General features: G+C 35.4%; 11 protein-coding genes and 2 tRNA genes. 10 read left to right on the forward strand and 3 right to left on the reverse strand.

Features of this window, described 5'->3' with window-relative positions; genetic code table 11:
- Window positions 1-5 precede the first annotated feature (5 nt).
- Window positions 6-1,310: a serine--tRNA ligase gene (gene serS / locus CF67_RS04585; protein WP_034415014.1), complete on the forward strand. Its 1,305-nt coding sequence runs from the start codon at window positions 6-8 to the stop codon at window positions 1,308-1,310.
- A gap of 38 nt (window positions 1,311-1,348) precedes the next feature.
- Here serS and CF67_RS04590 read toward each other — a convergent pair.
- Both CF67_RS04590 and CF67_RS04595 read right to left on the reverse strand, forming a co-directional pair.
- Window positions 1,349-1,435, reverse strand: a tRNA-Leu gene (locus tag CF67_RS04590).
- Window positions 1,436-1,498: 63 nt separating this feature from the next.
- Window positions 1,499-1,572, reverse strand: a tRNA-Cys gene (locus tag CF67_RS04595).
- Window positions 1,573-1,885: 313 nt separating this feature from the next.
- Here CF67_RS04595 and pheS point away from each other — a divergent pair.
- From pheS to ihfA, 3 genes are all read left to right on the forward strand, one after another.
- On the forward strand, window positions 1,886-2,869 hold the full coding sequence (gene pheS / locus CF67_RS04600) for a phenylalanine--tRNA ligase subunit alpha (protein ID WP_034415034.1): 984 nt from the start codon (window positions 1,886-1,888) through the stop codon (window positions 2,867-2,869).
- Between the two features lie 17 nt (window positions 2,870-2,886).
- Entirely contained in the window at window positions 2,887-5,277 is a 2,391-nt protein-coding gene (pheT, locus tag CF67_RS04605; protein ID WP_034415017.1) for a phenylalanine--tRNA ligase subunit beta, read from the forward strand.
- A gap of 148 nt (window positions 5,278-5,425) precedes the next feature.
- Entirely contained in the window at window positions 5,426-5,716 is a 291-nt protein-coding gene (ihfA, locus tag CF67_RS04610; protein ID WP_034415020.1) for an integration host factor subunit alpha, read from the forward strand.
- Between the two features lie 18 nt (window positions 5,717-5,734).
- Here ihfA and CF67_RS04615 read toward each other — a convergent pair whose 3' ends face one another.
- A complete protein-coding gene (locus tag CF67_RS04615) occupies window positions 5,735-6,382 on the reverse strand; it encodes a hypothetical protein (RefSeq protein WP_034415038.1) in 648 nt (215 codons plus the stop codon).
- A 286-nt stretch (window positions 6,383-6,668) separates the two neighbouring features.
- Between CF67_RS04615 and CF67_RS05165 the strand changes: the two genes are divergently transcribed.
- The 6 genes from CF67_RS05165 to CF67_RS04640 all read left to right on the forward strand — a co-directional run bounded on the left by CF67_RS05165 (window position 6,669) and on the right by CF67_RS04640 (window position 11,864).
- The gene (locus CF67_RS05165) at window positions 6,669-6,797 is read left to right on the forward strand and encodes a hypothetical protein (RefSeq protein WP_278184775.1); all 129 of its coding nucleotides are present in this window, start codon (window positions 6,669-6,671) and stop codon (window positions 6,795-6,797) included.
- Between the two features lie 142 nt (window positions 6,798-6,939).
- A complete protein-coding gene (locus CF67_RS04620; RefSeq protein WP_052538144.1) occupies window positions 6,940-7,203 on the forward strand; it encodes a hypothetical protein in 264 nt (87 codons plus the stop codon).
- A gap of 142 nt (window positions 7,204-7,345) precedes the next feature.
- Entirely contained in the window at window positions 7,346-8,716 is a 1,371-nt protein-coding gene (locus tag CF67_RS04625; protein WP_034415023.1) for an L-serine ammonia-lyase, read from the forward strand.
- A gap of 219 nt (window positions 8,717-8,935) precedes the next feature.
- Window positions 8,936-9,298: a 6-carboxytetrahydropterin synthase QueD gene (gene queD, locus CF67_RS04630; RefSeq protein ID WP_034415025.1), complete on the forward strand. Its 363-nt coding sequence runs from the start codon at window positions 8,936-8,938 to the stop codon at window positions 9,296-9,298.
- 221 nt (window positions 9,299-9,519) lie between these two features.
- The gene (locus tag CF67_RS04635) at window positions 9,520-9,879 is read left to right on the forward strand and encodes a response regulator (RefSeq protein WP_034415027.1); all 360 of its coding nucleotides are present in this window, start codon (window positions 9,520-9,522) and stop codon (window positions 9,877-9,879) included.
- Between the two features lie 473 nt (window positions 9,880-10,352).
- Complete coding sequence (locus CF67_RS04640; protein WP_034415042.1) at window positions 10,353-11,864, forward strand: fumarate hydratase; 1,512 nt, start codon at window positions 10,353-10,355, stop codon at window positions 11,862-11,864.
- Window positions 11,865-11,949 lie beyond the last annotated feature (85 nt).

Consider the following 11,949-nt stretch of genomic DNA (forward strand, 5'->3'; position numbering starts at 1 on the left):
TTCACATGCTAGATCCTAAACTTTTTCGTAACGAATTAAACGAAACGGCGGTAAAGTTGGCTCGTCGTGGTTTTGAGCTAGATATAAAAACGATACGAAAACTTGAAGAAAAACGTAAACAGATTCAAAGTGATGTTGAAAATTTTCGTTTTGCTCGCAATTCGATTTCTAAAAAAATTGCTAAAAAGATAGAGATTGGTGTTCATGCTCAGGAAAGTTATCAAGAAGCTAAAAAGCAAATTTCTGTACTGGATAGAGATCTAGAAAAAAAGCAAGCTATGTTGGTGAAAGTACAAAATGAACTAGAAGAAATTATGCTTTCTGTTCCGAATTTGCCTGATAATTCTGTACCCAGTGGCCGAAGTGAAAATGATAATGTTGAAGTTTTTTATTGGGGTAAACCCAAGTTTAATACTTTCAAAGTAAAAGATCACGTTGATCTTGGAGAGAGGTATAATAGAATTGATTTTGCAAGCGCAACTAAAATTTCAGGTGCTCGCTTTGTTGTTATGAGGGGGCAGTTTGCCCGATTACATCGTGCTGTTGCTCAATTTATGCTTGATTTACACACTACAAAACATGGATACGAAGAGGTATATGTCCCTTACTTAGTTAATTCTGATAGTTTATTTGGTACTGGCCAGCTTCCCAAATTTAACAAAGAGTTGTTTCATGCTGAGACTGAAGGCAAAAATAACAAAAATTCACGTAGATTATCTCTTATTCCGACAGCTGAAGTTTCAGTTACGAACATAGTTCGCGATAGTATCATTGATGAAATAGAACTTCCTATAAAAATGACCGCTCATACGCCATGTTTTCGCTCTGAGGCTGGTTCTTATGGTCGCGATACTCGTGGTCTCATTCGTATGCATCAATTTGATAAAGTAGAGTTGGTTCAAATCACTCAACCTGAAAATTCAATGGATGCACTTGAAGAATTGACCAATCATGCTGAAAAAGTGCTACAACTTCTAGAGTTACCTTATCGTAAAATAGTTCTATGTGCTGGAGATATGGGATTTAGTGTTTGTAAAACTTATGATTTAGAAGTGTGGATTCCTGCACAAAAGACTTACCGCGAAGTTTCATCTTGCTCAAACGCTTGGGATTTTCAAGCACGTCGCATGAAAACACGTTTCCGACGAAAGGGAAAAAAGACAGAGCTGGTTCATACACTCAACGGATCCGGTTTAGCAGTCGGCCGTACTATGGTTTCTATTTTAGAAAACAACCAAAAATCAGATGGATCCATCGCCATTCCAGAAGCTTTACAAAGTTACATGGGTGGAGAGACTCTCATCGGCTAACTCAGCTAACTTTAATAAAGTCATAGAAACAAGAAATATGGTGCCTCGGGCCGGACTTGAACCGGCACAGCGCAAGCGCCGAGGGATTTTAAGTCCCTTGTGTCTACCTATTCCACCACCAAGGCACAACAGCTACCTGATAAATAAATGCATCACTAAAAAATATTTATTGTAGAATTTAGGAAAATTGGAGGCGTGTCCCGGATTTGAACCGAGGTCCACGGATTTGCAATCCGCTGCATAACCACTCTGCTAACACGCCACTGTTCGTATCTCCCTACAGCAGCACGTATTCTACGGATTCATTTAGATGAGTCAAGATTTTTCTGAAATTGCTCAAACGAGTGAAGCTTTCTTAAAAAAGAAGCAGGTATTCTCAATACTATTCATGATAGTATGACTTCTCGTTTAGATGAATATTTCGTTTTAAACAAAAAATATCTAAATATAAATGCTTTTATCATATAAACTCTCTAGAAAATATTTTGGTGTTTTTAGAATTTGAATATTCTATGTAGATTGCCTCTTTAAACATCTTTACATATGGAAGTTATTATCAGATGAAGAAAAAGATGATGCAATGTCTAAAAGATATCATTGCTAGTGCSTTTATTGATGTTAAAACTGCGGATTCGCTATTTTTACTTGATAAAATACGTGTGCAGTATCTGGGTAAAAAAGGTGAACTAACTGTTCAACTTCGGACTTTAAGCCAATTTCCAGTCGAAGAGCGTTCTATTGTTGCTCGTGCAGTTAATCAAGCGAAAAAAGAGATTCAACAAGCCATTTTAAGTCGAAAAAAAGTTTTGGAATATTCTGAGCTTCAAGAAAGGTTAGCAATCGATAAAATTGATGTAACCTTGCCAGGAAGACGAATTGAAAACGGTAATTTACATCCTATCACTCACGTTATTGATCGTATTGAAGATTTTTTTACTGGTTTAGGTTTTAACGTTGAGTTAGGTCCAGAAATCGAAGATACTTTTCACAATTTTGATGCATTAAACATTCCGCGAAACCATCCTGCTCGAACTGATCATGATACTTTTTTCTTCGATTCAACTTTGATGTTACGTACTCATACATCTGGTGTTCAGATTCGCACTATGAAAAAAGGTAGCCCTCCATTTTGTTTTATTGTTCCTGGTCGCGTATATCGTAACGATTGTGATTCAACCCACACACCAATGTTTCATCAAGTAGAAGGGGTTTTGGTTGATCAAAACGTAAGCTTTGCACAATTAAAAGGTATTTTAAGTAATTTTTTATTATATTTTTTTGGAAAAGAAGTTGAAGTACGTTTTCGTTCATCTTATTTTCCATTTACAGAACCTTCAGCTGAAGTAGATGTGAAGGACAAAGATGGAAAGTGGTTAGAAGTCTTAGGTTGTGGTATGGTTCATCCAAATGTGTTTCGTAGTGTAAATATTGATTCCGAAAAATACTCTGGTTTTGCTTTCGGAATTGGTGTTGAACGTCTAGCAATGCTTTCTTATGGCGTAAATGATTTACGTTTATTTTTTCAGAACGATCTACGTTTTCTGAAACAGTTCAAGTGATTTAAAGGTAGAACACAATGAAATTTAGTGAATCATGGCTTCGCGAATGGGTTAATCCTTCAATTTCTACCTCTGAACTTACTCATCAAATGACTATGGCAGGTATAGAGGTCAGAAATATTTCTTCTGTAGGTAAAAAATTTACTCGTGTAAAAGTAGGTCAAATTATTGAATGTGTGCAACATCCAAATGCTGATCGATTATATCTCACTAAAGTAGACGTTGATGGCAAAGAGGATTTAGATATTATCTGCGGAGCTTCAAATTGTCGTCAAGGAATCAAGGTTGCAGTAGCAACGATTGGTGCTGTACTACCAGATAATGTCAAGATTAAGAAAGCAAAATTACGTGGTCAATTCTCTTATGGTATGCTCTGTTCATTCATCGAGTTAGGTATTGATGACTACGTAGGAGAGGATATTATTGAATTGCCTGAACATGCTCCAATAGGTAGCGATTTTTATGAATTCTTTAATTTGAATGATGTAAGTATCGATCTAGATCTGACAGCAAATCGTGCGGACTGTTTTAGTATTCGTGGGCTTGCACGTGAAGTTGCCGCTCTTAATTGTACAGACATTGTTAAACCTGACTTTCAGGCTGCTAAGATTGATATAAATCATCTTTTTTCTGTAGAAGTCAGGGTTCCCGAAGCATGTCCTCATTATCTTTGTCGTGTAGTTAAGGGTTTGAATATTGGAGCTACAGTACCACTTTGGATGAAAGAAAAACTCCGCCGTTCTGGAATCAACTCCATTAACCCTGTAGTTGATGTAACAAATTATGTACTTTTAGAGCAAGGGCAACCAGTGTACGCGTTGGATTCAGCTAAAATAGAAGGTAAGATTATTGTTCGTATGGCAAGACAAGGAGAGAAACTGATTCTTCTCGACGGAAAAGAACGCATACTAAACTCAGATACTTTGGTCACTTCAGATGCTAACAAAGTACTTTCGATTGCAGGAATTTTTGGAGGAGAAAGCGCAAATGTTAACCTTGAGACTAAAGATGTCTTGCTTGAGTGCGCATTTTTTACTCCAGAATTTATTTGTGGTCGCGCACGGAGTTACGGGCTACAAACTAATTCTTCAGTACGTTTCGAGCGTGGTGTAGACTATGAGTTGCAAATGACTGCAATGGAGCGTGCTACTCAACTTTTAGTGGATATTTGCGGTGGAGAAGTTGCACCGGTTGTTTCTGTAAAAGCCGCAATAAGCTTACCTAAAAGAGTCATGCTTGAATTGCGTCGTTCTAAGTTAAACGCACTACTCGGACATCATATTTCAGATTCTGATGTAACAAAAATCTTACAAGGTCTTGATTTTTTCATTGAAAAAAGAGAGAGTAACTGGTTGGTAAAAACTCCGACATGGCGCTTTGATATCGCTATTGAGGAAGATCTTATAGAAGAAATTGCCCGCATCTATGGTTATGACAATATTCCAAATAAATATCCTGTAGTTTCTCTTAAAAGAAATGAACCTAGAAGAAAAAATCAATCACTTAGACGTGTTCGCGATCTTTTAGTAGATCTTGGTTATTGCGAAGCTATTACATATAGTTTTGTTGAGCCAAAACAACAAAGATTGATTGTTCCTCAGATTAAACCGCTAAAATTACCCTATCCTATTTCTGTAGATATGTCTGTAATGCGTCTCGGCCTAATCCAAGGTTTGCTAAATAGTGCTGTTTATAATCAAAAACGTCAACAGAAACGAATTTATCTTTTCGAATATGGATTGTGTTTTGCCCCATGTATATCTTCAGAAAATGGGATTCGGCAAGAACCAATGCTTGCTGCTATCATTGTTGGTACTCTAACTGAAGATCACTGGGCTGTTGAGTCTAAAAAAGTAGATTTTTTTGATCTAAAAGGTCATTTAGAGTCTATTTTAAACTTATCTATGAATGAAAAGTCATATGACTTCAGGAAAGAGGAGCATCCTGCACTTCATCCTAATCAGTCTGCATCAATTCTTGTAGATGGGGAAAAGGTAGGTATTATTGGTATAATCAATCCGAAGCTAGAATGCTATTTTGAATTTAATAGTCCTCCTGTTATTTTTGAAATTAAGTGTTCTGCACTTGATAAGCGTACTGTTTCTAACTCAGTAACAATATCTAAATTCCCTTTTAATCGCCGTGATATCTCAGTACTTGTTGACGAGGAAGTTGCTTGTAGCGATGTTATCAATGCATGTTTAGAAGTGGGAGGAGAGCTTTTAAAAGATGCAAAATTATTTGATGTATACGTTGACAATAGTCTTGAAGTAGGAAAGAAAAGCTTAGCAATTGCTTTAATACTGCAATCTTCATCGCATACCTTAAAAGAATCGGATATTAATCTTGTTGTCAAAAAAATTGTTCTTTATATATCCGAGAAATTTCGTGCGTCTCTTCGTGGCTAGAAAATTTTTTGCGCTGATTTTATGGATGAATTCTTTCAATATATAAGAAAAACAATAGGAAACTTTTAAGAAAACTGGAAGGTTTAGTGTACACTGGTTGTATGTCTTATGTCCGTAAAAAATAAAAATAGAGCTTTTAGGAGAGAGTATGGCGCTTACAAAGGCTGAATTAGCTGAAAATTTGTTTGAAACATTTGGATATAGTAAACGAGATGCCAAAGAAACAGTCGAGATATTTTTTGAGGAAATTCGTAAAGCTTTAGAAAATGGTGAGCAGGTAAAGTTGTCTGGTTTTGGCAACCTTGAACTACGTGATAAAAATGAGCGCCCAGGACGCAATCCAAAAACAGGAAAAGATATCCCTATTTCTGCACGAAGAGTGGTTACATTTCGTCCTGGACAAAAGCTAAAGGCTCGTGTTGAAAAATTAGTTAAATGATTCATTTAATAGTTAAATTTAACTCTTATTCCATTCAATTGCTGCGTATAGCTGAACGTATTTGCGTATTGTTTGCTTGTTAGTTGGATGTTTTAGAGGATGTAGAAATTTTGTAAAGCAAGGAGCGAGGTTATACTGTTGTTCTAGTAGTTTGTTTAGTTGAGAACAACTTTTATGTAGATGAATTCCCTGAATATTGTAATCTTTTATTGAATCTGGAAACTTTCCGGTCCACCAATGGATAAACTCACGACTTTTTCTACTTCGGTTGAACCAGTGGTCTATGAATAGCAATAGTATATCATTGGGTTGAATTGCAAAAGCATATTCGGATTGCCATTCCTCGATGTCTTTGATCAGTTTATTTTTATATACTTTGCCTGTGCTTACCATATGTGGAGTGAGAATCCATATCGTCCCAATGGCCGAAGTAACTCGGTAACGATTACTTACCAAATCTATTTTTTTTTTCGATTCTAAAAGTTGAGCACATTCGGAAGCATAACCTAATTTGCTAAATGTTTTCTTTAGTCTACTTGAAAAAGCTAATCCAAAATAATTTTTTTCCATTCTTTGATTATGCAAAGTAGGGTACCGATCCTTACATAGGGATAAACAGTCACCCTGAAAGTTATTCACACTTTGGATTAACACATCTAACAACAATTCATACTTTCCATAGAACATTAAAAAATATTTCAAGAGACCAATGAAAATACACTTATACACCTATCATAGTTAGATCATATTTACAAGAATTAGTGTTGTTTAAGACAATGTCATACACCTATTTGAATTCAATAAACCTAGATTTTATCTCTTTAACTATATGCAAGCATATCTTGATTATAGTTGTGACACTGACACGGTATTATCTAATTTTTTATCTTCAATTGTACAGGCTCTCTCGCTAACTTGGTTTTCGTGATATAAAAAATATGGAAATATTCGAATGGTGCTTCTAGGTATTCTAAATGTTGGTAAATCAGCTATTATCAATACATTGGCTGCCCGTTCTGTTGTTATTTTTGTTTGTAAGAAACTGGCAAGAACCCATCAGCAAGGTATTCATTTAAAATGATATCGTTTTGTTGGATACTCTAGAAATTTTTTGTAGAAAAATTTAAAGTCTACATACTACTTTCCACTTGATTAATACCGGTACTGTGAAAGATGAATCCATCTTATTATAGTAGCAGTTGCATTTTACACTGTTCCATATCTTGCTAAACAGTATCCTCGAAAACTTCAAAAATGTTATCAATCAAATTGAATATTTTTCTAAGTCTAGTGTTAAGTTGATAGAAAAAATCGCGCGAAAACGAGGGGCATCTTACATTGGTGGAAAGGTTGATTTGCATGAAGTATCTAGGATTTTATTGCATGAATTACACGATGGTATTTTAGGAAAAATCACTTTGGACATACCTAAAATGATTAAACAAGAATCGGTTAAATTAGAAAAAACATATCCAATAAATCTTTAAATCATATTTTTATAAAAAAATGTGATTTAAATAAAAGATATGACAAGATTTCAAAAAGAAAAATATTAAATTTATGTATTCTAGATTCGTACTTTTTAAAAATGAATTTTTGTCCAAACTCTGACATTTTCAGGAACTAATCGTGTTATCAATCTTTGATATTTACAAAATTGGTATTGGGCCCTCTAGTTCTCATACTAATGGACCAATGATTGCGGGTTATCGCTTTTCTCGTCTTATTGCTCCTTTGATAACTAAAGTGAATCGTATTCAAGTAGATTTATACGGTTCTCTTTCTTTAACAGGCAAAGGTCATCATACTGACAGGGCAGTCATTTTAGGTTTGCTAGGAAATAAACCAGATACCATAAAAATTAGTGATATACATAGTATTCTTCAAAGTGTTATTAATTATGAAAAATTAACTTTATTAGGTACTCACTCTATTGATTTTGCATATAAATCTGATATCCTCTTCCATTCTGATAGTCTGCCATTGCATGAAAACGGTATGACCATTGCTGCTTATGATTCTTTAGGATCTCAGCTTGTACTTGAAACTTACTATTCGAGCGGTGGGGGTTTTATAGTAACCGCTAAAGAATTAGAGGAAGGCGATGGTGAAGCTAGGGTTAGTGTGGAATTTCCATTTACTTCTGCTAATGAAATGCTGCTTCAGGCAAAAAAACACAATTTAAGCTTAGCTGAAATGATATTGAGAAATGAATTAGCCTTTAATTCAGAGGAGTCTATTGATAAAAAAGCTAATGAGATTTGGCAAACTATGTTGTTGTGTATGGAAAGAGGGTTTAAAACAGAGGGTATTTTAGAAGGTGGGTTGAATGTTAGTCGCCGTGCCCCACATTTACTTAAAAACCTGAGGGCTAACACATCGTTTGAAAATGATCCAATATTAATTATGGATTGGGTTAATCTTTTTGCTTTTGCAGTAAGTGAAGAAAATGCTGCTGGTGGACAGATTGTTACTTCACCAACCAACGGTGCAGCTGGTGTAATTCCTGCGGTACTAATGTATTATAACAAGTTTATTAAAGAGCTCAGTATACAGCAGATAAAAGATTTTCTAGCTGTATCTGCAGCTATTGGAATTTTATATAAAACTAACGCTTCTATTAGTGGCGCAGAGGTGGGTTGTCAAGGTGAAGTAGGTGTTTCTTCTTCTATGGCTGCAGCTAGTCTGACTGCTCTAAGAGGTGGGAACAATACTCAAATGTGTATTGCGGCTGAAATTGCAATGGAACACTCACTTGGTATGACATGTGACCCTATTAATGGCTTGGTTCAAGTACCTTGTATCGAACGTAATGCAATGGGAGCAATAAAAGCAATAAACGCTTCAGGCATGGCGTTAAAACGTAGTAACAAATGTTTGATTTCCCTCGATGAGATCATAGAAATTATGTATCAGACTGGAAGGGATATGAACAAAAAGTATCGCGAAACATCACTTGGAGGTTTAGCGTCTATTTACTTAGCTCCTCCCTGTGAGTAGTGCTTTCTAATTATCTCTATCATGTTAGTTAGTAAGATTAAAGAATTTAATTCTATCACCAATATTTACATTGGAATATGTTTGACTGTTCGTGATATAATTCCATCTAGTTTGGATTTTGATATTTAGGAGCGTTTCTTCGTAATCATCAATAACGTTGGGTTTAACGCTGATGTTTTTCTAATGTTGTTTTGTTCACTTTAAAAGTTTTAAGTTAAAATGAAAGCCGAATTATACAAAGATTTTAAATTTGAAGCTGCTCATTATTTGCCAAATGTTCCTGCAGGTCATAAGTGTAGTCGTTTGCATGGACATTCTTTTTTAGTGCGACTTTATATTCTAGGTGAAGTTGATCCTAATACTGGCTGGGTACTGGATTTTGATGACATTAGTACCGCTTTCAAGGCAGTTTATGATCGTTTAGATCATCGTTATTTAAATGAAATTAAAGGGCTGGAAAATCCGACAAGCGAAGTGCTTGCAAAATGGATCTGGCAGGAGTTAAAATCGACCCTTCCTCTATTAAATAAAGTAGAAATCAAAGAAACTTGTACAGCAAATTGCACTTATTGGGGTGAATGATACTTAAACTAATAGCCGAGATCTAAGCATATAACACAACTGCGAAATAAAAAAGCAATATCGTTTTATTTAAAGCGTAACTACGGTAAAACATTGGATGTGAATCTAAGAAAATTGATTTTTTTTAAAAAACAGGTTTCTAGACTTATCCAGAATTAACTAACGTGTTGGATTTTTCAAGTTCTAAATGGAATTGTACTACCAGTGATAACTAAAGTTTTATGGTCGGACCCGCAATTTTAGTAATTGACGATATCAAAATAAATCGTATGATCATTAACCAGATGCTTAAGAAATTGCATCTCTCTGCTAATTTTCAGAAAAATGGGATAGAAGCAATAAAAGCGGTAAAAAATCGTCAATATGACCTAATATTTATGGATTGCAGAATGCCGAAAATGGATGGATTTAGGGCAACATGCCATATACGAAAACAGGGCTGTAAAGTTCCTATTATTGCACTGACAGCATGTAGTACATCAGAAGAGTACAAGAGATGCATCAGATCTGGAATGGACGATGTTTTAGTTAAACCTTATACGGTAGATAATTTAGAAAATATGATTAACAAATGGAGCTAGTTTTTTTAAATACTCACTAAAACTTTCAGCAAGATGTGTTTAGCGTTGTACTTTGATTATTTGAAGTAAAAATTACATCATTTTGTTACAGATCAAGATCTGAATCTGCGATTCATGCTGTTTTCGGATTGGAGATCCAGCTATACGTTGTATAGCTCAACTATAGAATTAACTTCAGTCCCTCTAAATTAATAGATTACATAAAAAGTAATCCAACGTGTTATCAATAAAGATAAATTGAATATACAAGTGACTTGAAGAGGACAGTCATTGAACTCTTATCGAAATAAGCAGAATATCGAACTAACTGTAGATGTATCCAAGTGGAACAGAATTAAGGTAGCTTTAAAGTTTAAATATTAATTTGTTACTTTGGATAGCAAGTCAATATTAAAATAAATTGCTTCATCCTCTCCTTGATAGAGAAGTGATATCCTAGGAAAACAAAGGAATTGTGCATGATGGTGCCTAGTATGACGGTAATTCGAAAGCAAGATGTGATTAAAAGTATAGCTGAAGCACTTCAGTATATCTCTTACTATCATCCACTAGATTTTCTCCAATCTCTAGAAAAAGCCTACCATAGAGAAGAGAGTCAAGCAGCTAAGGATGCTATTGCTCAGATTTTAATCAACTCACGTATGTCTGCTGAAGGTCATAGACCTATATGTCAAGATACAGGAATTGTTGTTTGTTTTGTTAAAATCGGTATGAAGGTTCTATGGGACTCAACTGATCTGACTGTGCAAGAAATGGTTGATGAGGGTGTTCGTCAAGCCTATCGGAACCCAAGCAACCCATTGCGTCCCTCTATTTTGATGGATCCTGTAGATAAGCGTATTAATACTAAGGACAATACTCCTGCCATCGTCCATATTGATATGGTTCAAGGTAATAAGATCGACATTTATATTTCAGCAAAAGGAGGAGGATCTGAAAATAAAACTCAAATGGTTATGCTTAATCCTTCTGATGATATAGCAGATTGGGTAGAAAGAACGTTGCCGTTAATGGGTGCTGGTTGGTGTCCACCAGGTATTATTGGAATAGGTATTGGCGGTACAGCGGAAAAAGCAGCAATATTGGCAAAAGAAGTCTTAATGGAACATATTGATATTCAAGATCTTATAGATCGTGGACCAAAAAATAAAGAAGAAGAATTACGTTTAGATATTTTTAATCGAGTTAATCTGTTAGGTATTGGAGCACAAGGTCTCGGTGGTTTAACAACTGTTGTTGATGTAAAAATTAAAACAACACCAACTCATGCTGCTTCAAAACCTGTTTGTTTAGTACCAAATTGTGCAGCAACTCGCCATATTCATTTTACCTTAGATGGAAATGGTCCGGCTGATTTTAAAGTACCTAGGTTGGCAGATTGGCCAAAAATTACTTGGAAAGCGGAAAAAAGCGCTCATCGTATCAATCTTGATAATGTTAGCAAAGAAGAAGTTCAGAAATGGAAAACAGGAGAAACTCTTTTGCTTTCCGGAAAAATATTTACAGGTCGTGATGCTGCTCATAAGCGTTTGCAGAACATGCTGGAAAGTGGTGAAAGTTTACCTAAAGGTGTTGATTTAAAAGGTAAGTTTATCTATTACGTTGGGCCTATTGATCCTGTAGGAGACGAAGTTGTAGGTCCAGCAGGTCCTACAACTTCTACTCGCATGGATAAATTTACCGGTATGATGTTAGAAAAAATGGGTATTGCAGGAATGATTGGTAAAGCAGAACGCAGCTTCGAAACTATAGAATTGATTAAAAGCTATAAAGCAGTTTACTTAATGGCAGTAGGTGGCGCAGCTTACCTTGTATCAAAAGCAGTTAAAAAAGCACGCATGGTTGCATTTCAAGATCTAGGCATGGAAGCAATTTACGAATTTGAAGTTGAAGATATGCCGGTAACTGTAGCTGTTGATTCAAATGGTGTAAACATCCATCAAGTAGGCCCTGATACTTGGAAGATTCGGATCTCTAAAAGCTAAAACAACCTATGATATGAATAGATGGATAATGGAGTGAAACATATTATTTTTTGATCCTTAAAGCATTCCTGTCTGACATGGATAA

This window comes from Candidatus Photodesmus blepharonis (genome assembly GCF_000731795.2).
GTDB classification, from domain to species: Bacteria; Pseudomonadota; Gammaproteobacteria; order Enterobacterales; family Vibrionaceae; genus Vibrio; species Vibrio blepharonis.

Coding starts and splice junctions, on each gene's coding strand:
- queD (WP_034415025.1), top strand. CDS start 8,936: ATGAAAGCCGAATTATACAAAGATTTTAAATTTGAAGCTGCTCATTAT.
- serS (WP_034415014.1), top strand. CDS start 6: ATGCTAGATCCTAAACTTTTTCGTAACGAATTAAACGAAACGGCGGTA.
- ihfA (WP_034415020.1), top strand. CDS start 5,426: ATGGCGCTTACAAAGGCTGAATTAGCTGAAAATTTGTTTGAAACATTT.
- pheT (WP_034415017.1), top strand. CDS start 2,887: ATGAAATTTAGTGAATCATGGCTTCGCGAATGGGTTAATCCTTCAATT.
- CF67_RS05165 (WP_278184775.1), top strand. CDS start 6,669: ATGGTGCTTCTAGGTATTCTAAATGTTGGTAAATCAGCTATTATCAAT.
- CF67_RS04635 (WP_034415027.1), top strand. CDS start 9,520: ATGGTCGGACCCGCAATTTTAGTAATTGACGATATCAAAATAAATCGT.
- CF67_RS04640 (WP_034415042.1), top strand. CDS start 10,353: ATGACGGTAATTCGAAAGCAAGATGTGATTAAAAGTATAGCTGAAGCA.